The 24992-nt window shown below is 65.1% G+C and carries 20 protein-coding genes and 1 pseudogene; 3 read left to right on the top strand and 18 right to left on the bottom strand.

Features of this window, described 5'->3' with window-relative positions; genetic code table 11:
- Positions 1-4 precede the first annotated feature (4 nt).
- The 12 genes and pseudogenes from JYG36_RS12520 to JYG36_RS12460 form a co-directional block, all read right to left on the bottom strand.
- A complete protein-coding gene (locus JYG36_RS12520; protein WP_213604201.1) occupies positions 5-226 on the bottom strand; it encodes a DUF3079 domain-containing protein in 222 nt (73 codons plus the stop codon).
- Between the two features lie 95 nt (positions 227-321).
- Positions 322-1941, bottom strand: coding sequence for a methyl-accepting chemotaxis protein (locus tag JYG36_RS12515; RefSeq protein WP_213604199.1), 1620 nt, complete (start codon positions 1939-1941; stop codon positions 322-324).
- 12 nt (positions 1942-1953) lie between these two features.
- Positions 1954-2649, bottom strand: coding sequence for an anaerobic ribonucleoside-triphosphate reductase activating protein (locus tag JYG36_RS12510; RefSeq protein ID WP_213604197.1), 696 nt, complete (start codon positions 2647-2649; stop codon positions 1954-1956).
- Positions 2646-4859 (bottom strand): annotated as a pseudogene (locus JYG36_RS12500) (ribonucleoside triphosphate reductase). The gene JYG36_RS12510 and the pseudogene JYG36_RS12500 overlap by 4 nt, the downstream one beginning before the upstream one ends.
- 172 nt (positions 4860-5031) lie before the next feature.
- Complete coding sequence (moaA, locus tag JYG36_RS12495) at positions 5032-6024, bottom strand: GTP 3',8-cyclase MoaA (RefSeq protein WP_213604195.1); 993 nt, start codon at positions 6022-6024, stop codon at positions 5032-5034.
- A gap of 10 nt (positions 6025-6034) precedes the next feature.
- Positions 6035-6859 carry a peptidylprolyl isomerase gene (locus JYG36_RS12490; protein ID WP_213604193.1) on the bottom strand — a complete coding sequence of 275 codons (825 nt, stop codon included), beginning with the start codon at positions 6857-6859 and terminating at the stop codon, positions 6035-6037.
- 10 nt (positions 6860-6869) lie between these two features.
- Positions 6870-7550 carry a respiratory nitrate reductase subunit gamma gene (narI, locus tag JYG36_RS12485; protein WP_195884341.1) on the bottom strand — a complete coding sequence of 227 codons (681 nt, stop codon included), beginning with the start codon at positions 7548-7550 and terminating at the stop codon, positions 6870-6872.
- The gene (gene narJ, locus JYG36_RS12480; protein ID WP_045198015.1) at positions 7543-8298 is read right to left on the bottom strand and encodes a nitrate reductase molybdenum cofactor assembly chaperone; all 756 of its coding nucleotides are present in this window, start codon (positions 8296-8298) and stop codon (positions 7543-7545) included. Before narJ ends, narI begins: the two co-directional genes overlap by 8 nt.
- A 2-nt stretch (positions 8299-8300) precedes the next feature.
- Positions 8301-9839: a nitrate reductase subunit beta gene (gene narH / locus JYG36_RS12475; RefSeq protein ID WP_045198013.1), complete on the bottom strand. Its 1539-nt coding sequence runs from the start codon at positions 9837-9839 to the stop codon at positions 8301-8303.
- Positions 9840-9850: 11 nt separating this feature from the next.
- A complete protein-coding gene (locus JYG36_RS12470; RefSeq protein ID WP_213604191.1) occupies positions 9851-13618 on the bottom strand; it encodes a nitrate reductase subunit alpha in 3768 nt (1255 codons plus the stop codon).
- 73 nt (positions 13619-13691) lie between these two features.
- Positions 13692-15089, bottom strand: a complete 1398-nt coding sequence (locus JYG36_RS12465) for a NarK family nitrate/nitrite MFS transporter (protein WP_093381874.1) — start codon at positions 15087-15089, stop codon at positions 13692-13694.
- Complete coding sequence (locus tag JYG36_RS12460; protein WP_213604189.1) at positions 15076-16371, bottom strand: MFS transporter; 1296 nt, start codon at positions 16369-16371, stop codon at positions 15076-15078. Before JYG36_RS12460 ends, JYG36_RS12465 begins: the two co-directional genes overlap by 14 nt.
- A 315-nt stretch (positions 16372-16686) precedes the next feature.
- Between JYG36_RS12460 and JYG36_RS12455 the strand changes: the two genes are divergently transcribed.
- From JYG36_RS12455 to JYG36_RS12445, 3 genes are all read left to right on the top strand, one after another.
- Positions 16687-18489, top strand: a complete 1803-nt coding sequence (locus JYG36_RS12455) for a HAMP domain-containing protein (protein WP_213604187.1) — start codon at positions 16687-16689, stop codon at positions 18487-18489.
- Positions 18486-19133: a two-component system response regulator NarL gene (gene narL, locus JYG36_RS12450; RefSeq protein ID WP_093381868.1), complete on the top strand. Its 648-nt coding sequence runs from the start codon at positions 18486-18488 to the stop codon at positions 19131-19133. The genes JYG36_RS12455 and narL overlap by 4 nt, the downstream gene beginning before the upstream one ends.
- An 89-nt stretch (positions 19134-19222) precedes the next feature.
- Positions 19223-19900, top strand: coding sequence for a Crp/Fnr family transcriptional regulator (locus tag JYG36_RS12445; RefSeq protein ID WP_045198004.1), 678 nt, complete (start codon positions 19223-19225; stop codon positions 19898-19900).
- Here the strand turns inward: JYG36_RS12445 and ubiT are convergent.
- From ubiT to pdxH, 6 genes are all read right to left on the bottom strand, one after another.
- Entirely contained in the window at positions 19897-20391 is a 495-nt protein-coding gene (gene ubiT, locus JYG36_RS12440) for a ubiquinone anaerobic biosynthesis accessory factor UbiT (protein WP_213604185.1), read from the bottom strand. The genes JYG36_RS12445 and ubiT overlap by 4 nt on opposite strands.
- On the bottom strand, positions 20385-21275 hold the full coding sequence (locus tag JYG36_RS12435; protein ID WP_213604183.1) for a U32 family peptidase: 891 nt from the start codon (positions 21273-21275) through the stop codon (positions 20385-20387). Before JYG36_RS12435 ends, ubiT begins: the two co-directional genes overlap by 7 nt.
- A gap of 10 nt (positions 21276-21285) precedes the next feature.
- Positions 21286-22281, bottom strand: coding sequence for a ubiquinone anaerobic biosynthesis protein UbiU (gene ubiU / locus JYG36_RS12430; protein ID WP_093381865.1), 996 nt, complete (start codon positions 22279-22281; stop codon positions 21286-21288).
- A 127-nt stretch (positions 22282-22408) separates the two neighbouring features.
- Positions 22409-23644: a molybdopterin molybdotransferase MoeA gene (locus JYG36_RS12425; protein ID WP_213604181.1), complete on the bottom strand. Its 1236-nt coding sequence runs from the start codon at positions 23642-23644 to the stop codon at positions 22409-22411.
- Positions 23641-24195 (bottom strand): molybdenum cofactor biosynthesis protein B, encoded by a 555-nt coding sequence (gene moaB, locus JYG36_RS12420; protein WP_093381863.1) that lies wholly within the window; start codon positions 24193-24195, stop codon positions 23641-23643. Before moaB ends, JYG36_RS12425 begins: the two co-directional genes overlap by 4 nt.
- Positions 24196-24284: 89 nt before the next feature.
- Complete coding sequence (gene pdxH / locus JYG36_RS12415) at positions 24285-24932, bottom strand: pyridoxamine 5'-phosphate oxidase (RefSeq protein ID WP_213604179.1); 648 nt, start codon at positions 24930-24932, stop codon at positions 24285-24287.
- Positions 24933-24992 lie beyond the last annotated feature (60 nt).

Raw genomic sequence — 24992 nt, 5'->3', positions numbered from 1 at the left:
GGTGCTATTTAAGTAGTGTGGCCCGCTGCGCTGCGCCTTCGTAGTCGGCCGGCGACGCCAACCCGTAGTCACCCTGCTCGTTCCAGTCGTCACCGAACATCTCTGCCGGGTGCATGGTACGGTCGGCGCCGTTGCCGCAAGCCAGGGCGTTGGCCGCGCAGTAGCGATCGCAGCCCCAGCAGATGCGCTCGGGGTGCTTGGGGCTGACAGGAAAGGGCTTGGCCATGAAGTGCCTCAGGCGGCAATGGGCGAGCGTTCACGCTAGCGCCCAGTGCCGGGCTTGCCCTTGATACAGATCAAGGGCGCTGATCCAGACGGGCATCAAACCTTGAAGCGCGCCACGGTCTGGCTCAGGCTGCCGGCCATCTGCGCCAGGTCCTGGCCGGCGCTGTCGGTGTGTTGCGCCCCCAGCAGCACCTGTTCGGAGAGGTTGCGAATGCCCACCAGGTTGCGGTCCACCTCACGGGCCACCAGGGCCTGTTCTTCGGTGGCGCTGGCGATCATCAGGTTGCGCTCGTTGATCTGCGAAATCGACCGGGTGATCGCCTCCAACGCTTCGCCGGCACGCTGGGCCACGTCCAGGGTGGTGTGCACCAACTCGCTGCTGCTGAGCATGGCGGTCACCGCCTCGCTGGTGTCCTGGCGGATGTTGCCGATCATCTGCTCGATCTCCTGGGTCGACACCTGGGTACGATGGGCCAGGGCCCGCACCTCGTCGGCGACCACGGCAAAGCCGCGCCCGGCATCACCGGCGCGGGCCGCCTCGATGGCGGCGTTGAGCGCCAACAGGTTGGTCTGTTCGGCGATGCTGCGGATCACATCCAGCACCGTGCTGATGTCCTGCACACGCCCGGCCAGTTGCTGGATGCGCGCGGAGGTATCGCTGACGCCGTCGGCCAGGGTGCTGATCGAGGCGACCGTCTCGCGTACCTGTTCACGGCCACGCTGGGCGGTTTGTTCGGAGACCTTCGAGGCTTCGCTGGTGCTCACCGCGTTGCGCGCCACTTCGTCCACCGCGGCGGTCATCTCGTTGACCGCCGCTGCCGCCTGTTCGATTTCCAGGCCCTGCAGCTGCAGGCTGCTGCTGGTCTGGCTGCTGACCGCGCTGAGTTCCTCGGAAGAACTGGCGACCCGCTCCACCGAAGCTGCGATGTGCTTGACCATGCTGTTCAGGCTCTGCTGCATCTGCTGCATGTTGAGCATCACGCTGCCGTCGGCACTGCCATAGGTCGGCACGGCGATGGTCAGGTCGCCCTCGGCGATCCGGCTGAGCACCCGCGCGGCGGTATCCGGCTCGCCGCCCAGCGGCCGGGTGACGCTGCGGGTCACCAGCAGCGCAGCGGCGATCACCGCCAGCAGGCACAGCACGACCAGGCCGAGCATGTTCAGCCGGGCGTCGTTGTACAGGGCCTGGGCGGCCTGTTCGCGCTCGACGAAGATCTGCCCCTGCAAGGCCATCAGGCTTTCCAGGTGCTGGTATACCTCGTGCTCGGCGGGTACCACGTTTTGCTTGAGCTGGGTCATTGCCGCCTGCGCGTCACCCTGGCGGATCAGTGTCTGTACCTGGGTAAACGCCGCGACATAGGTTTCGCGGCTGGCTTTCAGCGCAGCGTAGGCGGCCTTGCCCTCGGGCAGGTAGAACAGCGGCTCAAGCGTTGCCAGGGCCTGGCTGATGCGCTGCTTGGTGGTGTCGATGGCCTGCTGCACCTGCAGGTTGTCCTTGTCGAGCAACAGGTCGCGGGTGTTGCGTGCGTTGTCGCGCACCCCGGTGGCGATGACCATGATCGGTTCGATCTTCGGCCAGTCCTGTTTGACGATCACCACCGCCTGCTCTTTGAGCGTGGCCAGGTCATGCAATGCATAAAAGGCCAGGCCCAGAAGCGCCAGGGGCGCGATGGCAAAACCGATGAGGATACGTTGTGCTGTGGTCAATCTGGTCATTTCAAAGCCTTACTAGTCGCGTACTTCAAACGCGGGAAACAGCGTGTGGAGGGTGTCCCACAGCTCGGGTAGCAATCTGTGTGCCGAAGCACCGGGCAGCTGCGGGTCGAGCATGCGTGCCGTGCGTACCCGCTGCACGACGAAGCGTTGGACCCCAAGCGCATTCAAGCGCCGGGCCAGGGTGAGGAATCGCGGTGGATCGATCAGGTGCCAGTGCACCGTGGTGCGGCATTCGTAGTCGACGCCGCTGGCCAGCAGGGAATCCAGGCTGCGCCAGTTGGCCTGGCCACTGCCGCGCACGCCGGTAACCAACTGGCAGTCTTCGGCCAGCGCCTTGACGTCAAAGCCGACCCAGTCGGCCCCAGGCAATGCCCGGGCAAACGCCTCAGGCTTGATCCCGGCACTGTGCAGGCCGATGGCAAAGCCCATGGCCCGCACCTGGGCCATGGCCTCTGGCAGACTGTCCTGCAGGGTTGCCTCACCGCCGCTGAACACCACGGCATCGAGCAGGCCGCGGCGACGCTGCAAAAACGCCAGCACCTGCGCCCAGGGCAGTTCATCACGGCCCCGGGGCGGGATCAGTTGCGGGTTGTGGCAGTAACGGCAGCGCCAGGCGCAGCCCTGGCAGAACAGCACACAGGCGAGCTTGCCGGGGTAATCGAGGGTGGTCAGGGGCACCATGCCCCCGACCCGCAGCGCTCGGCTCATGGATGCCCGGCCGTTGCCGCGCCCTCATTGAAGTGCAGCCGCTCGTGGTGCTCGGACTGTTTGCCGGGGTTGAACGCCGACACCGGGCGGTGATAACCCATGACCCGGGTCCAGACTTCGCACCGTTGGCGTTGCGCCGTCGGCAGGGTTTGCTGTGCAGTCATGATGAAGCTCCTTGCTGTTGAGGGTAAAACGGGTCAATGCACGCTGCCCTGCTGCTGGGCCAGCAGCAGCGCTTCGTCGCATTTGGGGCAGAACTCATGTTCGCCATCCAGGTAGCCATGCACCGGGCAGATGGAAAACGTCGGGGTGATGGTCAGGTACGGCAGCCGGAAGCGCTCCAGGGCCCTGCGCACCAGTTGCTTGCAGGCCTGGGCCGAGGAGATCCGCTCAGCCATGTACAGGTGCAGCACGGTGCCGCCGGTGTACTTGCATTGCAGCTCGTCCTGCAGTTCCAGGGCCTCGAACGGATCGTCGGTATAGCCCACCGGCAGTTGCGAGGAGTTGGTGTAGTACGGCGCCTGGCTGCAGCCGGCCTGGAGGATGTCGGGGAAGCGCTTGAGGTCTTCCTTGGCGAAGCGGTAGGTGGTGCCCTCGGCCGGGGTGGCTTCGAGGTTGTACAGGTGGCCGGTTTCTTCCTGAAAGCGCACCAGGGTGGCGCGCACATGGTCCAGCAGGTTCAGGGCGAAGCGCCGGCCCTGGGCGGTGTGCAGGCCCATCTGCTCGTCGCTGAAGTTGCGCAGCATCTCATGCAGGCCGTTGACGCCGATGGTCGAGAAGTGATTGCGCAGGGTGCCCAGGTAGCGCTTGGTATAGGGGTACAAGCCCGCATCCATGTGGTGCTGGATCACCTTACGCTTGACCTCCAGGCTCTCCATGGCCAGCTCCATCAGCGCATCCAGACGCTGCAACAGGCCGCTGATGTCGCCCTTGTACAGGTAGCCCAGGCGCGCGCAGTTGATGGTCACCACCCCCAGCGAGCCGGTCTGCTCGGCCGAGCCGAACAGGCCGCCGCCACGTTTGAGCAGTTCGCGCACATCCAGTTGCAGGCGACAGCACATCGAGCGCACCTGGTTGGGCTGCATGTCCGAGTTGAGGAAGTTCTGGAAGTACGGCAGGCCATAGCGCGCGGTCATGGCGAACAGGCGCTCGGCGTTGTCGCTGTCCCAGGGAAAGTCGTGGGTGATGTTGTAGGTCGGGATCGGGAAAGTGAATACCCGGCCCTTGGCGTCGCCGGCCTGCATCACTTCGATGTAGGCACGGTTGAGCAGGTCCATCTCCGCTTGCAGCTCGCCGTAGGCAAAGGGCATTTCTTCACCGCCGATCACCGGGATCTGCTCGCGCAGGTCCTGCGGGCAGACCCAGTCGAAGGTCAGGTTGGTAAACGGCGTTTGCGTGCCCCAGCGCGACGGCACATTGAGGTTGTAGATGAACTCCTGGAGGGCCTGGCGCACCTCTTCATAGCTCAGCCGGTCCTTGCGCACGTAGGGCGCCAGGTAAGTGTCGAAGGAGCTGAAGGCCTGGGCCCCGGCCCACTCGTTCTGCAGGGTGCCGAGAAAGTTGACCATCTGCCCCAGGGCGCTGCTCAGGTGTTGGGGCGGGCCGGCCTCGACCCGCCCGGGCACGCCATTGAGGCCCTCGTGCAGCAGGCTGCGCAGCGACCAGCCGGCGCAGTAGCCGGCGAGCATGTCGAGGTCGTGGATATGCAGGTCGGCCTCGCGATGGGCGCGGCCGATGGCTTCGCTGTAGACCTCGTCGAGCCAGTAGTTGGCAGTGACCTTGCCGGAAACGTTGAGCACCAGGCCGCCAAGGGAGTAACCCTGGTTGGCGTTGGCCTGCACCCGCCAGTCTTCGCGGTTGAGGTATTCGTTCATCGAGGTGGCGACTTCGACCAGGGTCTTGCGGTCACGGCGCAGGCGTCCGTGCTGTTCGCGGTAGACGATATAGGCGCGTAGCGAAAGGAAATGCCCGGCGTCCATCAGCACCCGTTCGACCCGGTCCTGGATCTGCTCGACGTGCAGCTTGGAGTAGCCCTCAAGGTGGGCAAGGACTGCTTCAAGCAAACCGTCTGCCTCGGCTTCGGCATATTCGCCAGTGGCCTTGCCGGCGGCGATCAACGCCTGGCGGATCTTGTCGGCGTCAAAGGCCACCAGGCTGCCATCGCGCTTGTGCAACCGGTTGTGCCCTACCCTGATCAGCGTGCTGTGCATTTGCCCTCCTGACACTACATATAGACGTTTATTGATTTGGAAACACAATATGCAGTGCAGGCTACGGGTAAAGCGGGTGAAAGAAATTGATCGATATCAAGAATCGCGGGGCAAGCCCGCTCCTACAGGGTGGGAGCGGGCTTGCCCCGCGATAAGGCCCTGACGGCCACCCTCACCCGCCGCTCATGTTCATGAACCGCAAGATCTGCACCTCCCCCTGCGGGTTGAAATCATGGCGCAACGGCTTGCGGCGCAACGCCTGTTGCAGAGCGCTGATGATCGGTTGGTCATCCAGCGGATAGCGCCGCAACAAGCCGCGCAAATCCAGCGAATCCTCTTGCCCCAGGCACAGCAGCAAGCGCCCTTCCACGGTCATCCGCACCCGGTTGCAGCTGGCGCAGAAGTTGTGGCTGTTGGGCGAGATAAAACCGATGCGCGTTGCCGGGTGCCGGGCCAGGCGCACATAGCGCGCCGGCCCGCCGCTGTGCTCGGCGCTATCGAGCAAAGCGTGGCGGCTGGCAATCAGCGCCCGTATCTCGTCGCTGGCGCAAAACGACTCAGCGCGCGCACGGCCGACCTCGCCCAAGGGCATTTCCTCGATGAAGGTGATGTCGATGCGCTGGTCGATGGCGTACTGCAGCAGCGCCAACACCTCATCGAAGTTGCGCCCCTTCATCACCACGCAATTGAGCTTGATGCCTTCGAAACCGGCCTCGCGCGCCGCCTCGATGCCGCGCAGCACCTGATCCAGATCGCCCGTGCGGGTAATTGCCCGAAAGCGCTGGCCATCGAGGCTGTCGAGGCTGATGTTGATGCGCTTGACCCCGGCCTCTACCAGCGGCCGGGCCAGGCGCTGCAGCTGCGAGCCATTGCTGGTCATCACCAGTTCACGCAGGCCGGGCAAGGCGGCAATGTCACGGCACAGCTCGACGATACCCGGGCGAATCAGCGGCTCGCCGCCGGTCAGGCGGATCTTGCCCACGCCCTGGCCGACGAACAGCGTGGCCAGGCGCCGCAACTCTTCGAGGGTCAGCACCTGCTGGCGCGGCAAGAAGGTCATGTGTTTGGCCATGCAGTACACACAGCGAAAATCACAACGATCGGTCACTGACATGCGCAGGTAATCGATCTGCCGCCCGAAGCCGTCCTGCATCACAGTGCTCATCAGCGTCCCCTTATTGCACCAGCGGTGAATCGGCGCCCTGCAGGCGGATGCCACGAATATCGGCGGCGCCGATCAGGGTTTGCAGGTACTGCACCAGCGCCTTTTGCCACACGCCCTGCTGCAACTGGGTGCGGATCGCCGTGGCCACTGCCTCGTAGGGCAAGGCCTGGCCTTCGATGCGCTGGTCGACACTGACCAGGTGCCAGCCGTAGCGGCTTTCCAGCGGCTTGAGCGCGAGGCCCGGCGCCAGGGTGAACAGCTGGCGCTCAAGCTCCGGCACGGTCTGGCCCTTGCTGATCTGCCCCAGCTCACCCCCCTGGGCCTTCGACGGGCAGGCCGAGTACTTTTGCGCAAGCTCGGCGAACTGCTCGGGGAACTGCAACAGCCGCTCGTGGAGGATCTCGGCCTGCACCAGGGCCAGGCTGCGCGCCTCGGCATCGTCCGGCGCGCATTCGAGCAGGATGTGCCGTACCGCGAGCAGCGGCGCGCTGTGAAAGCGCCCGCGGTTGCTGTGGTAGTAGCGCAGGCAGGTGGCCTCGTCACAGCTTGGCACCTGCACTTCGCGCTCCAGCAGCAACCGCGTGGCCGCTTCCTCCGGGTTCTCGCCGGCGCCCACCTGCAGCGCCAGCCCCAGTTCGGCGATGCGTTGCTGCATCAGCTCGCGGATCACCAGGGCGCGGGCGGCCATGTACACGGCCTCCTCGCGATCGCTGGCCGGGTGGTATTGCAGCTCCTGGGCCAGGGCCTGCTGGCTGATGACCACGTCATTGACACTGATGACCGGCCACTGCTGTTCGCTGCTGGCAATCAGGTGCGCTTCGCTTGCGTGCGTCATGGCGACCTCCTCAGGCTTTCTGCCGGACAATTTGATAGCGCCGGCCCAGGTACCACACCGGCGCGCTGACGATGTGCACCAGGCGGGTGAAGGGGAACAGCACGAACAGGGTCAGGCCCAGCAGCACGTGCAGCTTGTACACCAGGCTCACCGGGGCGATTGCCGCCGCCGCATCCACCGGGCGCAGCAGCACGGTGTTCTGCGCCCAGTCGGCGAGCATGACCATCACCGAGCCGTCCATATGGCCGGTGGAGGCGACGATGGTCAGCAGGCCGAGTACCAGTTGCGCGAGCAATACCAGCAAGATGAGAATGTCCGAGGTGCTGGAAGTCGCCCGCACCCGTGGCTCGGTCAGGCGCCGGTGCAGCAGCATGATCAGGCCGATCAGGCACAGCAGGCCGAAGAAACCACCAGAAACCATCGCCAGCAGCTGCTTGTGCTCGGTGCTAAGCACATGGTGATAGACCGACGCCGGGGTCAGCAGGCCGACGAAGTGCCCGGCCAACACGAACAGCACGCCGACATGGAACAGGTTGCTCGCCACGCGCATGCCGCGCTTGTCGAGCATCTGGCTGGAGCCGGCCTTCCAGCTGTACTGCGAAAGGTCAAACCGTGCCCAACTGCCGAGCAAGCAGATCGCCAGGGCGACATAGGGATAGACCCCGAACATCAACAGGTTCCACTTAGACATTACCCACCTCCCCGGCCGGCGCAGCAGCCTGGCCTTGATGCTGAAAATCGACCCAGTGCAGCGGTACCGCGCTTTCTTCCCGGGCCTTGCCCGGCGCGCTTGGCAGTGAGCTGCAACGCTCCTGCTGCTCGGCCTTGAGAAAGTCCACCGCCTCCTCTTCCCAGATCTTGTCCAGGGCTTCGAGAGAATCATCGCGTTGCTCGGCGGCGACTTGCTCGCGCAAATCAGCCACCGCCTGGTGCGGCTCGGCGCCGGCAATCTGCAGCAACGCCCGGAAGCAACTGGCGTAGGCGCTCTCACGCTCCTCCAGGCGTGCGGCAAGCAGCGCCAGCAGGTGCGCGACATCGGCCAGGCCCTCGCGGGCCTCGAGGTCTTCGCGGGTCGAGAGGTATTCCAGGTACAGCGGGATGTAGTCCGGCAGCTCCTTGACGCCAATGGCAAAGCCCGCCGCTTGGTACTGGGCGAGCATGTCGACCATGGCCTGGCCGCGGTCGCGGGACTCGCCATGCACATGCTCGAACAACAGCAGCGACAACGAACGGCCACGGCCAAACAACGCGCCGTAATGCTCCTGGCCATCCATCAGGTCGTTGTTGCAGATCAGCTCCAGCAGCTCGAACAGCGCGCCGCGCTGGCGCGGGCTGATTTCCCGCGCCTGGATGATCGCCTGCTCCAGCTCGTCGCGGCCGGCCACCAGGGCTTCGTTCGGGTAATCGAGTAGCAGCGAAATCACTTTCAGGATGCGCATGCTCATTCCTCCCACAGCTGTACGGTTTTGAGGATGTCGCGGCGGTTGGCCTTCTTCGCCCCGAACAGGTTGGTGTCGGAGCTGCCGCTGCAGCCGCTGCCGAAGCTGAAGCCGCAACCGGAGCGCTCGGCGAAGGCATCGCTCATGGCCTCTTCGCGGTGGGCACTCGGTACCACGTAACGGTCTTCGTAGTTGGCGATGGCCAGGTAGCGGTACATCTCCTCGACCTGGTTGACGCTCAAGCCGACGTCCTCCAGCACCTTGAGGTCCTGCACGCCCTCGACCTGCTCGGCGCGCTTGTAAGCGCGCATGGCCAGCAGGCGCTTGAGGGCGCGTTTGACCGGCTTTTCGTCACCGGCGGTGAGCAGGTTGGCCAGGTAGCGCAATGGGATACGCAGGCTGTCGACGTCCGGGATTACCCCGTTCATGCCCACGGTGCCGGCAGCTGCGGCGTTCTGGATCGGCGACAGCGGCGGTACGTACCAGACCATCGGCAAGGTGCGGTATTCCGGGTGCAGCGGCAGCGCCAGCTGCCAGTCGACGGCCATCTTGTACACCGGCGAGCGTTGCGCGGCGTCGATCACCGACTGCGGTACGCCGTCCTCCAGGGCCTGGCGGATCACCGCCGGGTCGTTGGGGTCGAGGAAGATTTCCAGCTGCTTCTCGTACAGGTCGTGCTCGTTGGCGGTGCTGGCCACCTCGGCAATGCGGTCGGCGTCATACAGCAGCACGCCGAGGTAGCGGATGCGCCCGACGCAGGTTTCGGCGCACACGGTAGGCATGCCGGCTTCGATGCGCGGGTAGCAGAAGATGCACTTCTCGGATTTGCCGCTCTTCCAGTTGAAGTAGATCTTCTTGTACGGGCAGCCGCTGATGCACATGCGCCAGCCGCGGCATTTTTCCTGGTCGATAAGGACGATGCCGTCCTCTTCGCGCTTGTAGATCGCCCCGCTCGGGCAGGACGCCGCGCACGCAGGATTGAGGCAGTGCTCGCACAGGCGCGGCAGGTACATCATGAAGGTGTTTTCGTACTCACCGTAGATGTCGGCCTGGATCTGGTCGAAGTTCTTGTCCTTGCGCCGCTTGGCGAACTCGGTGCCGAGGATCTCCTCCCAGTTCGGCCCCCATTCGATCTTTTCCATGCGCTTGCCGGACACCACCGAGCGCGGCCGCGCGGTCGGCTGGTGCTCGCCCAGGGGCGCGGTGTGCAGGTGCTGGTAGTCGAAGTCGAACGGCTCGTAGTAGTCGTCCAGGCTCGGCAGATCGGGGTTGGCGAAGATGTTCGCCAGCACCCGGAACTTGCCGCCGATGCGCGGGTTGATCGAGCCGTTGGCGTTGCGCAGCCAGCCGCCCTTCCACTTGTCCTGGTTTTCCCACTCTTTCGGGTAGCCGACCCCGGGCTTGGATTCAACGTTGTTGAACCAGGCGTATTCCATGCCTTCGCGGCTGGTCCAGACGTTCTTGCAGGTGATCGAACAGGTGTGGCAGCCGATGCATTTGTCCAGGTTGAGGACCATGCCGATTTGTGAACGGATCTTCATGACAGTGCTCCTTATTCCATCTCGGTCGGCAGCGGACGGGGCAGCTCATCGCCGCGCGAACCGTCGAGCCAGTCGACCTTGGCCATCTTGCGCACCACGACGAATTCGTCGCGGTTGCAGCCGACCGTGCCGTAATAGTTGAAGCCATAGGCCTGTTGCGCGTAGCCGCCGATCATGTGGGTCGGCTTGAGCACCACGCGAGTGACCGAGTTGTGGTGGCCGCCGCGGGTTTTGGTGGTCTCGGCGCCAGGCACGTTCACGATCCGTTCCTGGGCGTGGTACATCATCACCATGCCCTCCTTGACCCGTTGGCTGACCACCGCCCGCGCAGTCAGCGCGCCGTTGGCGTTGAAGCACTCGATCCAGTCGTTGTCCTCGATGCCGGCCTTCTTCGCATCAATCTCCGAGAGCCAGACGATCGGCCCGCCACGGCTCAGGGTGAGCATCAGCAGGTTGTCGCTGTAGGTGCTGTGGATGCCCCACTTCTGGTGCGGGGTGATCCAGTTCAGGACGATCTCGGTCTCGCCGTTGCTGCGCTTGTCTTTTACCCCGGCGATGGTGCGGGTGTTGACCGGTGGCCGGTAGCTCATCAACTGCTCGCCGAACGCCTGCATCCACGGGTGATCCTGGTAGAACTGCTGGCGGCCGGTGATGGTCCGCCACGGGATGTTCTCGTGGACGTTGGTGTAGCCGGCGTTGTAGCTGACGTGATCGTCCTCGAGCCCCGACCAGGTCGGGCTGGAGATGATCTTGCGCGGCTGCGCCTGAATGTCGCGAAAGCGGATCGCTTCGTGGGCCTTGGACAGCGCCAGGTGGCTGTGGTCGATGCCGGTGAACTGCGACAGCGCCGCCCAGGCCTTGACCGCCACGTGGCCATTGGTTTCCGGGGCCAGCGAGAGGATGACTTCCGCCGCATCGATCGCGGTATCGATCTTCGGCCGGCCCTGGCTGATGCCCGCCTCGACTTCGCGGTAGTTCAGCTCACCGAGAAACTTCACTTCTTCATCGGTGTTCCAGTTGATGCCCTTGCCGCCATTGCCGAGTTTTTCCAGCAGCGGGCCCAGCGAGGTGAACTGCTTGTAGATGTTCGGGTAGTCGCGCTCGACCACCTGCAGGTTCGGTGCGTTCTTGCCCGGCTGCGGGGCGACGCCGGCGGTTTTCCAGTCGGTGCCGCCAAACGGCTGGGCCAGCTCGCCGACGCTGTCATGCATCAGCGGCACGGTGACCAGGTCCTGCTCGACGCCCAGGTGCCCTTCGGCCATAGCCGAGAAGGCCTTGGCGATGCCCTTGTAGATCTCCCAGTCCGAGCGCGATTCCCAGGCTGGGTCAATGGCTGCCGACAACGGGTGGATGAACGGGTGCATGTCCGAGGTGTTCATGTCGTCCTTCTCGTACCAGGTCGCGGTCGGCAGGACGATGTCGGAATACACGCAGGTCGAGGACATGCGGAAATCCAGGGTAGTCACCAGGTCGAGCTTGCCGATGGCGCCGTCGTCGACCCATTCGGCCTCTTGCGGCTTGCAGTCGCCGACCTGGCCGATGTCTTCGTTCATCACCCCGTTGCGGGTGCCGAGCAGGTACTTGAGCATGTACTCGTGGCCCTTGCCCGAGGAGCCGAGCAGGTTGGACCGCCAGATGAACATGTTGCGCGGGAAGTTGACCGGGTTGTCCGGCTGCTCGCAGGCAAAGCGCAGGCTGCCTTCGTGCAGGCCCTTGACCACGTAGTCCTTGGGCGCCATGCCGGCCGCGGCGGCGTCACGGCAGATGTGCAGCGGGTTGGTGTTGAGCTGCGGCGCGCTGGGCAGCCAGCCGGCGCGTTCGGCGCGGATGTTGTAGTCCAGGGCGTGTTCGGGAAACTCGCGCTTGTCGGCCAGCGGCGAGAGCACGTCGTGCATGCTCATCTTCTCGTGGCGCCATTGCGAGCTGTGGGCGTAGAAGAAACTGGTGCCGTTCATCTGCCGTGGCGGCCGGCTCCAGTCCAGGCCAAAGGCCAGCGGCAGCCAGCCACACTGCGGGCGCAGTTTTTCCTGGCCGACGTAGTGGGCCCAGCCGCCGCCGGTCTGGCCGACGCAACCGCAGAGCATGAGCATGTTGATCAGCCCGCGGTAGTTCATGTCCATGTGGTACCAGTGGTTCATCGCCGCGCCGACGATAATCATCGAGCGGCCACGGGTCTTGTCGGCGTTGTCGGCAAACTCGCGGGCGATCTGGATGGCTTTCTCGCGGCTGACGCCGGTGATCTGCTCCTGCCAGGCCGGGGTGCCGGGCACGCTGGCGTCGTCGTAGTCGCGGGCCACATTGGCGCCGCCCAGGCCACGGTCGATGGCAAGGTTGGCCGCCGACAGGTCGAACACCGTGGCCACCTTGACCTGGCTACCGTCGGCCAGGGTCAAGCTGCGCACCGGCACGCGGCGGTACTGCACGGCGTCGCCGGCGACATGCTGGAAGTGCTCGTGGCTCTCGCCGGCAAAGTACGGGAAGGCCACTTCGGCGACGTCGCCACCGATCAGGCTCAGGGTCAGGTCGATCTCGCGGCCTTCGCCGCCTTCACGGGCAAGGATGTTCCACTTGCCCTGCTCGCCCCAGCGGTAGCCAATCGAACCCTGGGGCGAGACCAGCTCGCCGTCGGCATCCAGGGCAATGGTTTTCCACTCGGGGTTGTTGTCCTGGCCAAGGTTGTTTGCCAGATCCGAAGCGCGCAGGAAGCGGTCCGGCTGATAGCCGTTGCCCGGCGCGGTGCCGAGCATCGGCTTGAGCAGCACCAGCACCGGCAGGTCGGTGTAGCGCTTGGCGTACTCGGTAAAGTAGGCGCTGGGCCGGTCGAGGTGAAATTCCTTGAAGATCACATGGTTGAAGGCCTGGGCCAGGGCGGCGTCGGTACCCTGCTTGGGGTTGAGCCACAGGTCGGTGAGCTTGGCCACTTCCGAATAGTCGGGGGTGATGGCCACGGTCTTGGTGCCCTTGTAGCGCACCTCGGTGAAAAAGTGCGCATCCGGGGTGCGGGTCTGCGGAACGTTGGAGCCCCAGGCGATGATGTAGTTGGAGTTGTACCAGTCGGCCGATTCCGGCACGTCGGTCTGCTCGCCCCAGACCATCGGCGAGGCCGGCGGCAGGTCGCAGTACCAGTCGTAGAAGCTCAGGCAGGTGCCGCCCAGCAGCGACAGGTAGCGGGCACCGGCGGCGTAGCTGACCATCGACATCGCCGGGATCGGCGAGAAGCCCACCACCCGGTCGGGGCCGTATTGCTTGATGGTGTAGACGTTGGCGGCGGCGATGATCTCGGTGACTTCATCCCAGCTGGAACGAATGAAGCCGCCCATGCCGCGCTTGCTCTTGTAGCTGTCGGCCTTGGCCTGGTTCTCGACGATGCTGGCCCAGGCTTCGACCGGCGCCAGGTTCTGGCGCGCCTCACGCCACAGTTTGAGCAGCGGCTTGCGGATCTTCGGGTACTTCAGGCGGTTGGCACTGTAGATGTACCAGCTGTAGCTGGCCCCCCGCGGGCAACCGCGCGGCTCGTGGTTGGGCAGGTCGTTGCGGGTACGCGGGTAGTCGGTCTGCTGGGTTTCCCAGGTGATCAGGCCGTTCTTCACGTAGATCTTCCACGAGCAGGAGCCGGTGCAGTTGACCCCGTGGGTGGAGCGCACGATCTTGTCGTACTGCCAGCGCGAACGGTAGACGTTCTCCCAGTCGCGCGACTCTTTGCGGGTTTCGCCATGACCGTCGGCGAACTCGCCCTGCTTGCGATTGAAGAACCGCAGTTGATCCAGTAAATGACTCATGGTGCTTTCCTCTCAGGCTTGCGGCTGCGGGGTTCTGCGCCCCGCCCGGGCAAGGTGTGAATTCGGGGTTCTGTCAGCAGGGGGTCGCAGCGCCTTTGCGTGCGTACCACCACCAGGTCACGACGATGCAGCTCAGGTAAAAGCCGACGAACAGGTAGAAGGCCATCTGCGGGCCACCGGTCAGGGCCATGGAAGTACCGAAGGTCTTGGGGATGAAGAACGCGCCGAAGGCGCCCATCGCCGAGCTGAAGCCCAGCACTGCGGCCGATTCCTTGCCGGCGTTCTTCAGCGCCTGTTCGCGGGCGGCGGCGCCTTTGCCGCTGGCGGCCTGTTCGTGCAGGGTGCGAAAGATCACCGGGATCATGCGGAAGGTCGAACCGTTGCCGATGCCGGTGGTGATGAACAGCAGCATGAACATGCCGAGAAAGCCGTAGAAGTTGCTGCTCTCGCCCTGGGCGGGGATGAACGCCAGCACGCCGAAGACCATGACGATCATCAGCACGAAGTTCCACAGGGTCACCCGCGCGCCGCCGAGCTTGTCGGCCAGCCAGCCACCGAGCGGGCGTACCAGGGCGCCGACCAGCGGGCCGAGGAAGGCGAAGGTCAGGGCATTGACCTGCGGGAAAGCGGTCTTGATCAGCAGCGGAAAGGCTGCGGAAAAACCGATGAACGAGCCGAAGGTTGCCAGGTACAGCCAGCACATCAGCCAGTTGTGCTTGCGCTTGAAGATCACCGCCTGCTCGCTGAACGAGGCTTTGGCGCTGGACAGGTCGTTCATGCCGAACCAGGCCAGCACCGTGACCAGGACAATGAACGGCACCCAGATGAAACCGGCGTTCTGCAGCCACAGCTGACCGCCGTCGGCGAGTGCCTGCGGCTGGCCACCGAGGGCGCCGAACAGGCCGAAGGTGATCACCAGCGGCACACAGAACTGCATCACCGAAACGCCGAGGTTACCCAGCCCGGCGTTCAGGCCCAGGGCGGTGCCCTGCTGCGACTTGGGGTAGAAAAAGCTGATATTGGACATGCTCGAAGCGAAGTTGCCGCCGCCAAAGCCGCACAGCAGCGCGATGATCACGAACACGCTGTAGGGGGTGTTCGGGTCTTGCACGGCAAAGCCCATCCACAGCGATGGTGCCAGCAGCGAGGCGGTGCTCAGGGCAGTCCAGCGCCGGCCGCCGAAGATCGGCACCATGAACGAGTAGAACACCCGCAAGGTCGCCCCCGAGAGCCCGGGCAAGGCGGCCAGCCAGAACAACTGGTCGGTGCTGAAGCTGAAGCCGATGGCATTCAGGCGCACGATCACCGTGCTCCACACCATCCACACGGCAAAGGCCAGCAGCAGTGCGGGGATCGAGATCCACAGGTTGCGGGTGGCGGTCTGCTTGCCGCTTTGCCCCCAGAACGCGGGGTCTTCCGGGCGCCAGTCGTGAATCACCGGGCCTTGGTCAGGCTGTTTAAGAACCGACATGGTCTTCTCCTTGGGCAATGCTGGAAAACGGGGGCATTACGGCTGCGGGCTGTCTGCCCAGCAGCGGGCGCTTGCGGATTTCGCTGAGGTACATCCAGATGAGCGAGACCCAGACCACGCCGTACATCAACATGAAGCAGGAGGAGCGCACGCCGGTGAGGTCGACCAGCGCGCCGAACAGGATCGGCAGAATGAAGCCGCCCAGGCCGCCGGCCAGGCCGACAATGCCGGACACCGCGCCCATGTTCTGCGGGTAGTCGTTGGCGATGTACTTGAACACCGAGGCCTTGCCGAAGGCGAAGGCGATGCCCATGACGAACAGCAGCACGGTGAACAGCGCAGGGTTCAGGCCGATGTGAAAGTCCAGCGGGCCGTTGATGGTCTGCACCTGCAGCTGGGTTTGCGGGTACGAGAGCAGGAACAGGCAGATCCAGCTGACCCACAGCACCCACCAGGTCACGCTCTGTGCGCCCCAACGGTCCGACATCCAGCCGCCGACGGCGCGCAGCACGCCACCCGGCAGTGAGAAGCAGGCGGCCAGCAGCGCCGCGCTTTGCAGGCTGAAGCCGTATTCCTGGACGTAGTACTTGGTCATCCACAGCGCCAGGGCCACGTAGCCGCCGAAGACGATCGAGTAGTACTGGCAGTAGCGCCACACCGCAGGCTCGGCCAGGGCCTTGAGCTGCTCGCCAAGGCTCGCACCGCTGGCGCTGCGATGGGCCTTGTTGTCGGCACTGAGCAACCAGAACAGCAGCGCGGTAATGAACAGGATGGCGCTGAACACCTTCGGCACCAGCTGCCAGCTGCCGGCGGCAATCAGTGCCGGGGCGAGGAACTTGGTGACCGCGGCGCCTGCGTTGCCGGCACCGAAAATGCCCATGGCCAGGCCCTGGTTGTCTTGCTCGAACCACTTGGCAACATAGGCGATGCCCACCGAGAACGAGCCACCGGCCAGGCCGACAAACAAACCCAGGACCAGGAACTGCCAGTACGCCGTAGCGTGGCTGATCAGGTACAGCGGCAGCACGCAGGCGAGCATCAACAGGAAGAACACGCTGCGCCCGCCAAAGCGGTCGGTGAGCATGCCCAGCGGCAGGCGCACCAGCGAGCCGGTCAGTACCGGGGTGGCGGCCAGCAGGCCGAACTGGGTTTCGTTGAGCTGAAGCAGGTCCTTGATCGGCACGCCGAGCACGGCAAACATCATCCAGACCATGAAGCAGACGGTGAAGGCCAGCGTACTCATGCCCAATACCAGGCCTTGGCGTATTCGCGGTTGAGTCATCTCGGGTCTCCAGTCAGGTAGCCATGGCCGGCAGACTAGAGAGGCAAACCCCGATAAAACTTGACCCCGATCAAAGAAGCCCTGGCGCCCCTGGGCCTATGCTTGTACTGCCTACCTCCAACGAGGTAGCGCCGAAAAACCTCTAAACCCTTTGTTTATCAGGGCCTTGTCAAGTTTCTCAGCGCCATCGCAAGAAATCTGACAGTTGCAAACTCTTTAGAGGTAGAGCGCCAGGGAAGGCTGCGAAACGATCAGCTGCAACACCCTGGAGTGCTCCATGTACCGCTTTACACTCATCGCCCCCGGCCGCCGTCCATGATCGGCTGGCTGCGCAGCTCGTTGCCCGCGCGCGCCGGCCTGGCGGTGATCCTGATTGCCGTGCTAGCCCTGGCCAGCTCGCTCAGCGCCGGCCTGATCGCCTGGTTCAGCCAGGGCGATGCGGCGGCGATCAATACCGCAGGCTCGGTGCGCATGGAGACCTACCACCTGAGCTGGAAGCTCGCCGCCGGTGCCGAGCCTGCCGAGCTTGAGCGCATCCGCGACAGCCTGCAGCAACGGCTCAACAGCCCGGCCCTGCAAGCGGTGCTTGAAGACGGCAAGAACCTTGAACTGCAGGCCAGCTACCAGCGCTTGCAGGACTACTGGCAGCACACCCTGTTGCCAGCCTTGCAGCGCGGCGACGCCGCCACGTTTCAGGCCAGCACCCTGCCCTTCGTCAACCAGCTCAACCAGTTTGTCAGCCTGCTGCAGCGCCAGAGCGAGCATAAGCAGGGCTGGCAGCAAGTGATCCAGGGCGCGGCGCTGTTCACCACCATGATCGTCCTGCTGTTCGGCCTGTACGAGCTGCAGTACAACGTCATCACGCCGCTCAAGGAATTGGTCGACGCCACCCAGCGCTTTCGCCGTGGCGAGTTCCAGGCGCGGGTCAATCATCAGTCGGCAGACGAACTCGGCGAATTGGCCACCCGCTTCAACGCCATGGCCGAAACCATCGAACACTCGCACCGCACGCTGCAAAGCCAGGTGCAGCAAAAAACCCTCAACCTGCAGCAGGCCAATGCCGCCCTTGAACTGCTGTACCAGAGCAGCCGCAGCCTGGCCACGCGGCTGGCCAACGCCGAGGGCCTGGATGAGCTGATCCGGCGCTTTCAGCAGCGCTTGCCGGGCCTGCGCCTGTCGCTGTGCCTGCAAGGCCAGTTGCAGGCCCCGGCCCAGCAACTGCTGGCCCTGCATGGCGCCGCCAGCCGCAAGATCTGCGCCAGCAGCGACTGCGCCAGTTGCCAGCGCCACCAGCGCACCCTGCGCCATACCTTCAGCATCAGCAACCAGGGCAGCACCCTCGGTGAATTGAAGGCGCACTTTATCGACGGCCACGAGCCGCAAGCCTGGGAAACCGAGCTGATCCAGGCCCTGGCCAACCTGATCGGCACCTCGCTGTCGCTCAAGCGCCAGCGCGAACAGGACCATCGCCTGGTGCTGCTCGAAGAACGCGCGATCATCGCCCGCGAGCTGCACGATTCGCTGGCCCAGGCGCTGTCGTACATGAAGCTGCAGGTCAGCCGCATGCAAACCCTGATGCGCCGTGGCGAGCCGGTGGCAACCCTTGAGAACGTCACCGCCGAGCTGCGCGAAGGCCTGAACAACGCCTACCGGCAGTTGCGCGAACTGCTCACCACCTTTCGCCTGCAGATCCATGACGCAGGCCTGGTGCAGGAACTCAAGGACACCGCCGAGGAGTTCTCCCGCCGGGGCGAGTTCCAGGTGCACCTGCACGTCGACAGCCTGGCCTTCGAGCTGTCGGCCAGCGAACAGATCCACATTCTGCAGATCACCCGCGAGGCGCTGTCCAACTGCCTGCGCCATGCCCATGCGCAGAACGCCTGGCTGCAATTGCGCCAGCACGGCGAGCAGGTCTGCCTGTCGATCGAGGACGATGGCCGTGGTTTCAGCGCCACCCACGACCTGCGCGAGCACCATGGCCTGAACATCATGGACGAGCGGGCGCGCAGCCTGCGCGGCCAGTTGCAGATTGTTGGCCGGGCGCCGCAAGGCACCCGGGTACAGATGGAATTTCGCCCGGAATTTCTCGGGCACTTGAACGAAGGTAACTCTGTATGAACCCCTCCCCGCGCTACCGGATACTGCTGGTCGACGACCACCCGATGATGCGCCATGGCATTCGCCAGATGCTTGAACTGGAAGACGACTTCGAGATCGTCGGCGAGGCCAGCCACGGCGAACAAGCCCTGGCCCTGATCGCGCCGCTGCAACCTGACCTGCTGCTGCTGGACAACAACATGCCGCAGATGAACGGCATCGAAACCCTGCGCCATCTGCGCAGCCAGGGCTTTGCCGGCAAGGTGCTGCTGTTTACCGTGTCCGATGCCGAAGACGATATCCGCGCTGCCCTGCGCCTGGACGCCGACGGCTACCTGCTCAAGGACATGGAGCCGGAGCTGTTGATCCAGTACATCCGCGATGCCATGAACGGCGCCCTGGTGATCAGCCCGGGGCTGACCCGGGTCATGGCCCAGGCCCTGCGCTCACCGCCACGCCAGGCCGACGTCGAGCTCACCGAACGCGAACGCCAGGTGCTGAAAACCATCGCCAGCGGCTACAGCAACAAGGTCATCGGCCACAAGCTGGGGATCACCGAAGGCACGGTCAAGGTGCATGTGAAGAATCTGCTGCACAAGCTCGGCCTGCGCTCGCGGGTGGAGGCGGCGGTGTGGGCCCTTGAGCACCTGCGCCACAGTGCCTGAGCCGGCGACTGCCCCTTTGGAGGTAGACCGGCAGAGGCATAGGCCGCCGGCGCCACGGGTTCTACCATAGGCGTCAGCGGAGGTACGCCATGCTGACCCACCCTTCTAGCGTTCTGCTTTTACGTCGCCATCACCTGTTCAGCCAACTGCCGGAGAAAGTCTTCGAAGCCGTCTGCAGCCTGGCCATGCTCCGGCGCCTGGGCTGTCATGACACGCTCATGCACCAGGGCGACCCGGCCAAGCGCTTCTTCTTGCTGGTCAGCGGCCAGATCAAGCTGTACCGGCTCAGCGCCGAGGGCCAGGAGCACCTGGTGGAGATCATCCAGCCGGGCCAGACCTTTGCCGAGGCGCTGCTGTTCAGCCAGGCGCGCAGCTACCCGGTGACGGCCACAGCGCTCAAGGATTGCCTGCTGATCAGCATCGACGGCGGCCACTACCGCAATGCCCTGGAAGACCAGCCGCAGGTGTGCCTGGCGATTCTGGCGAGCATGAGCATCCACCTGCATCAGCGCCTCAAGGACATCGACACCCTGACCTCGGCCAGCGCCAGCCGGCGGGTGATCAATTTTTTGCTGCAGGAGTGCGACCCGGACAGCGGCCGGCTCGAGTTGCAAGTGTCCAAGCGCCTGGTGGCCTCCAAGCTGGGGATCCAGCCGGAGACCTTTTCGCGCACCCTGCACCGCCTGGTGGAACGCGGCCTGATCGCCATGGAGCGGCGCAGCATCCAGATCCTCAACACCGATGATCTGGCCGGCTACACGGGCTAGCCCGCGCGCCGGCGCTGCCCAGAGCTTGCCGCCAGGCCCTTGCCGGCGCGTTCCAGGTTGCGCCACAACCACACCGGCAGCACCTCGGGGTCGAGGCTGTCGATCAGGTTTTTCAGGGTCAGGCCCAGCTCGGTGTCGCCCTCGATCACCAGGCGGCGGCGAAAGAACAGGGTGTCCGGGTCTTCCTGCCGGCTGGCCAGCAACAGGAACTCGCGCCAGTTGCCACGAATGGTCACATCGGCCCTGGCCCGCTCGGCGATCTGCAGGCCCTCGCGGTTGCGGGTCAGGTACCAGGTCAGGTCCAGGTCAGGGATGCGCAGGCACAGCCAGCGCCCGCGCAACAGGTCGAACTCGCCGTCGCGCAAGGGCTCGGCCAGGCAGCGGTTGAGCGCCTGCTGCAAGGCCACGCGCTGGATCACAAAGGGCACCTTGCGCACCAAGGGCAGGACCTTGTCGGCGCCTTTGAGCAGCCATTGCGTACGGTTCAGCACAGGCCAACCTCCTCGACCCGCAACATGCCCGCCTGGCCATGCCAGTAGCCGTTGCAGCCGTCGACACAGAGCGGCGGCGCCTCGCCCTGGCGCACCCGGGCAAAGGCCTCGATCACCTCGGACATGCCCTGGGCGCGCGGGCTCAGGCGCAGCAGGTCGGCGCCGCAGGCTTGCAACCCGGCATAGTCGGCCAGCAGGTTGGTGACTTCGGCGGACATGGTCTGGATGCCGTTGAGAGTGAACAGCGCCTGGCCTTCCTGGCTGCTCAGGGCCAGGCCATCGGGGTAGTTGATGCAACAGAACTGGCAGTCATCCTTGGGCCGGTTTTCCGCCCGCGCGGTAAAGCAGCGCGCCGAATAGGCCAGCGGCAGGTGGCCATAGGCAAAGACCTCGACCTCGGGCAGTTCACGGCCCAGTTCAACGGCCTGGTCGAGCACCGCGCGAATCAGTGCCGCCGAGCACTCCACCGGCGGCACCCAGCGGATCATCCCGCACTCGAGCAGCTTGGCCAGGGCATGGCCGTTGTAAAGGTTCAGCGCCGGCCCGGCCACGAACGGCAGCTTGCGCTCGGCCAGGTACTGCACCGCGCCCATGTCGTTGGCCTCCACCAGCAACTCGCCGTTATCGCACAGGCGGCGCAGGCTGGAGAGCTCGGACGCAGCTTCGATCAGGGTCAGGCCCGACAGCACGATCTGCGCCGGGCTGCAGGCCTGTAGCTCGCGGCCCAGGCCCAGCCAGTGGTCGAGGTTCATCGCCCGGCGTTTCGAGCAGACGGTTTCCCCCAGGTAAATCACATCCAGGGGCAAAGCCGACATTTCGCTGTAGAAACGCCCCAATTGTTCCTTGTCCCAGTAGTACAACACGGGTCCCAGGCTGAGCTTCATGTGCAGTCCCTCATTGCCATGATCGATGGTAAGCACCCAGGGTGGTCTGGCTGCCTTCGGACAAACCGGCCAGCACCTGGCGCCACTGCGCCTTGACCGTGAAGCGTTGCGGCGCCAGGCGGTGGGCGTCGAGCGCGGCGCGCCAGACCTGGGTGACCTGCTCGACATACGCCGGGCTGCGCTGACGGCCTTCGATCTTGACCGCCTCGACGCCCATGGCGGCGAGCTCTGGCAGCAGGTCGAGGGTGTCGAGGCTGGTGGGCTCTTCCAGGGCGTGGAAGCGCTTGCCGCCGACCATAAAGCGGCCCTTGCACAAGGTCGGGTAGCCGGCGGGTTCGTCAGCTTGATAGCGGTCGATCAGCACCTCGCTCAGGCGCGCGCTGAGGCCATCGGCATCTTCGCTCCAGCGCACCGCCTTGGCCGGCGAACACACGCCGCACAGGTTCGGCGACTCGCCGGTGATGTACGAGGACAGGTGGCAGCGCCCTTCGGCCATGATGCACAGGCTGCCGAAGGCGAACACCTCGATCGGTACCGTGGTGCTGGCAGCGACCTGACGCACCTGGGCCAGCGACAGCACCCGCGGCAGCACGGCGCGGCGAATGTTGTAGTGCCGGGCGTAGAAAGCCAGGGCGCTGGCGTTGGTGGCCGAGCCCTGGACCGAGAGGTGCAGGTTCAGCTGCGGGTGGCGCTCGGCGGCGTAGCCGAGCACCCCCGGGTCGGCGGCGATCAGGGCATCGACACCATGGTCGGCGGCGCGGTCCACCGCCCGCTGCCAGCGCTCCCAACCCAGCGGTTGCGGGTAGGTGTTGACCGCGACATAGAGCTTGCGATTGTGCTGGCGGATATGGCCGACGGCGGCGTCGAACTGCTTGTCGTCCATGTTCAGGCCGGCGAAATGGCGGGCGTTGGTGTCATCGCGAAAGCCGACATACACCGCATCGGCGCCTTGGCGCACCGCGGCTTTGAGCGCAGGCAGGTTGCCTGCCGGGCAGACCAGTTGCATGGGTTTTCCTCATCAAAGAAACCTATCTCCACTGGCCTGCGCGGTTGACACAGGCCCGGAGCACTGGAAAAAGCGCTGCCAGTCTAGCCAGCGCCTCCAGCAGAACCTTGACGGCAATCAAGGCCACTCACTGCATCAGCTCGGCAAATGACAAAAACTGTACGCTGTCGTGTTTGTGCACCTGTTGCTCGCACTCCACCAGCGCCAGGCCGTCGGCCCAGCAGGCGGCGCTGAGCATCGCCGAACTTTGCTGCGGGTGCAGTTGCACGCTGGACTGGCCGTTGGCCTCGGGCAACAAGCGCGCCCGCAGGTACTGGCGGCGCTTGTTACGCTGCAGCCAGTCAAAACCGGCCGGCAGCGCCACGGGCTGTGGCAGCACGTCACGCACGCCCTGGGCGCGCAGCAGCAAGGGCCTTACCACCACCAGCGCGGTGATCAGCGCCGCGGCCGGGTTGCCCGGCATGCCGATCCACGGCCGCCCCGCCACCTCGCCAAAGGCCAGGGGCTTGCCCGGCTGGATCGCCAGGCGCCAGAAATCGACACGGCCCAGCGCCTGGATGGCTTGCTTGAGGTGATCTTCCTCGCCCACTGACACGCCGCCAGAAGTCAGCAGCAGGTCGCACTCGGCCGCCGCCAGGTTCAGCGCGTGCTTGCTGGCCGCCAGCTCATCGGCCATCACCCCGTAGTCATGCACCTCCACGCCCCAGCCTTGCAACAGGGCCGTCAGGCAATAGCGGTTGCTGTTGTAGATCTGCCCCGGGGCCAGCGGCTGGCCGGGTTCACGCAGTTCGTCGCCGCTGCTCAGCAAAGCGACGCGCAAGGGCCGATGGACCTCGACCCAGGCCAGCCCCGAGGCGGCCAGCAGGCCCAGCTCCTGGGCGCGCAGGCGCTTGCCGGCCTGCAGCAGCAGATGACCTTCGCGCACCTCTTCGCCGGCCTTGCGCACATGCGCGCCAAGGCTTGCGGCCGGCAGCCAGACCTGCTCGCCGTCAACCCGGCACAGCTCTTGCGGGGCCACCGTGTCGGCGCCTGGCGGCAAGGGTGCGCCGGTAAAGATGCGCAGCGCCTGGCCTGGCTGCAATGCAGTACTGGCCTGCTGGCCGGCGGCGATGCGCCCGGCCAGGGTCAGGCAACCGCCCGCCGCAGGCAGGTCGGCGGCCCTGAAGGCAAAACCGTCCATGGCGCTGTTATCCCAGCCCGGCAGGCTGCGCGGGGCGTGGATATCGGCCGCCAGCACCCGGCCCAGGGCCTGCTCCAGCGAAACCATCTGCGCCGCCGGTGGTGGCGGCGCCTGTTCGAGCAAATGGCGGATGGCCTGGTCGACCGGGATCAACTTGCCGCTGTCGCACACGCGCCCGCTCATGGCCGCGTCCCACAGGCGTCGATGGCCTGCTCGGATTGAGCCTTGAGATGCGGGGCGAAATTGCACGGACCGGTGCGGCTGTCGAGCTGGCTGTCGAGAATCTGCGTCCAGGCCGTGCGACAGGCGCCGGGCGAGCCCGGCACGCAGCACACCAGCACGCCATTGCTCATGCCGGCCAGCGCGCGCGACTGCAGGCTGGACATGCCGATTTCGGCCAGCGACACCTGGCGGAACAACTCGCCAAAGCCCTCGACGTGTTTGTCCAGCAACGGCAGCACCGCCTGCGGGGTGTTGTCGCGGGCGGTAAAGCCGGTGCCGCCGGTAGTCAGTACCACCTGCACCTTGGGGTCGGCGATCCAGCGCGAGAGCGTGGCGCGGATCTGGTAGATATCGTCCTTGACCAGGTCGCGCTCAAGCAGCACATGCCCGGCCGCCTGCAGCAGGTCGACAAGGGTCTGCCCCGAGCTGTCGGTATCAAAGTTGCGCGTGTCGCTGATGGTCAGCACAGCGATGTTCAGGGGTTCAAACGTGCGTTGCGCCAGATGGGCCATGGCCTGGGCTCCGGTGAGATAGGGATGGGCCCAAGCCTGAACCTAAAGCCTGGGCGAACCTATTCCTCCTTGGAGGTATCTCTTCGGACTCAGGGCGCCAGGCGCTGGCGCGTCCATTGCCCGCCCTGATGGCGGTAGTCGAGGCGGTCGTGCAAGCGGTCGGCACGGCCTTGCCAGAACTCCATGCGTTCAGGCTTCAGGCAGTAGCCGCCCCAGTGCTCGGGGCGGCGCAGGGGTTGTTCGACGAAGCGGCGAATGGTCTGCGCGAGCATTGCCTGCAGCGCGTCGCGGTCGGCCAGCGGCCGGCTTTGCGGCGACGCCCAGGCGCCCAGGCGGCTGGCTTCGGGGCGCGAATCGAAGTAGGCATCGGACAGCTGCGGGTCAAGCCGCGCCACCGGCCCTTCAATGCGAACCTGGCGCTCCAGCCCCGGCCAGAAGAAAGTCATCGCCGCATAGGGATTGGCTGCCAGTTCCTGGCCCTTGGCACTCTGGTAGTTGCCGAAGAAGGTAAAGCCCTGCTCGTCAACGCCCTTGAGCAGCAATACCCGGCAATGCGGGCGGCCAGTGGCGTCCACCGTGGCCAGGTGCATGCTGTTGGCCTCCACCGGCTCGCGTTCGGTTTCGCGGGCCTGTTGCAGCCACTGGGCAAAGAGGCTCAGAGGCTCCAGCGGCGCTTCGGCTTCCTGCAGGCCACCGAGGGTGTAGTTGCGACGCATCTGGGCAAGGGACAACGGCATGGCGATGATCTCCTGGTTAGGTGTGCGCAGTCTGTAAGCAGCGCCACGCCCGCACCTTGA

It is taken from the genome of Pseudomonas sp. SORT22 (assembly GCF_018417635.1).
In the GTDB taxonomy this organism is placed as follows: Bacteria; Pseudomonadota; Gammaproteobacteria; order Pseudomonadales; family Pseudomonadaceae; genus Aquipseudomonas.
This window is presented reverse-complemented; position numbering and strand designations above follow the sequence as displayed.

Excerpts from the sequence above, each read along its gene's own strand:
- narL (WP_093381868.1), top strand. The coding sequence starts at position 18,486 with ATGAACCCCTCCCCGCGCTACCGGATACTGCTGGTCGACGACCACCCG.
- JYG36_RS12425 (WP_213604181.1), bottom strand. The coding sequence starts at position 23,644 with ATGAGCGGGCGCGTGTGCGACAGCGGCAAGTTGATCCCGGTCGACCAG.
- JYG36_RS12490 (WP_213604193.1), bottom strand. The coding sequence starts at position 6,859 with ATGACGCACGCAAGCGAAGCGCACCTGATTGCCAGCAGCGAACAGCAG.
- JYG36_RS12520 (WP_213604201.1), bottom strand. The coding sequence starts at position 226 with ATGGCCAAGCCCTTTCCTGTCAGCCCCAAGCACCCCGAGCGCATCTGC.
- JYG36_RS12455 (WP_213604187.1), top strand. The coding sequence starts at position 16,687 with ATGATCGGCTGGCTGCGCAGCTCGTTGCCCGCGCGCGCCGGCCTGGCG.
- JYG36_RS12460 (WP_213604189.1), bottom strand. The coding sequence starts at position 16,371 with ATGACTCAACCGCGAATACGCCAAGGCCTGGTATTGGGCATGAGTACG.
- moaB (WP_093381863.1), bottom strand. The coding sequence starts at position 24,195 with ATGGCCCATCTGGCGCAACGCACGTTTGAACCCCTGAACATCGCTGTG.
- JYG36_RS12510 (WP_213604197.1), bottom strand. The coding sequence starts at position 2,649 with ATGAGCCGAGCGCTGCGGGTCGGGGGCATGGTGCCCCTGACCACCCTC.
- JYG36_RS12470 (WP_213604191.1), bottom strand. The coding sequence starts at position 13,618 with ATGAGTCATTTACTGGATCAACTGCGGTTCTTCAATCGCAAGCAGGGC.
- narI (WP_195884341.1), bottom strand. The coding sequence starts at position 7,550 with ATGTCTAAGTGGAACCTGTTGATGTTCGGGGTCTATCCCTATGTCGCC.
- narJ (WP_045198015.1), bottom strand. The coding sequence starts at position 8,298 with ATGCGCATCCTGAAAGTGATTTCGCTGCTACTCGATTACCCGAACGAA.
- ubiU (WP_093381865.1), bottom strand. The coding sequence starts at position 22,281 with ATGCAACTGGTCTGCCCGGCAGGCAACCTGCCTGCGCTCAAAGCCGCG.
- JYG36_RS12465 (WP_093381874.1), bottom strand. The coding sequence starts at position 15,089 with ATGTCGGTTCTTAAACAGCCTGACCAAGGCCCGGTGATTCACGACTGG.
- moaA (WP_213604195.1), bottom strand. The coding sequence starts at position 6,024 with ATGAGCACTGTGATGCAGGACGGCTTCGGGCGGCAGATCGATTACCTG.
- pdxH (WP_213604179.1), bottom strand. The coding sequence starts at position 24,932 with ATGCCGTTGTCCCTTGCCCAGATGCGTCGCAACTACACCCTCGGTGGC.
- JYG36_RS12445 (WP_045198004.1), top strand. The coding sequence starts at position 19,223 with ATGCTGACCCACCCTTCTAGCGTTCTGCTTTTACGTCGCCATCACCTG.
- narH (WP_045198013.1), bottom strand. The coding sequence starts at position 9,839 with ATGAAGATCCGTTCACAAATCGGCATGGTCCTCAACCTGGACAAATGC.
- JYG36_RS12435 (WP_213604183.1), bottom strand. The coding sequence starts at position 21,275 with ATGAAGCTCAGCCTGGGACCCGTGTTGTACTACTGGGACAAGGAACAA.
- JYG36_RS12515 (WP_213604199.1), bottom strand. The coding sequence starts at position 1,941 with ATGACCAGATTGACCACAGCACAACGTATCCTCATCGGTTTTGCCATC.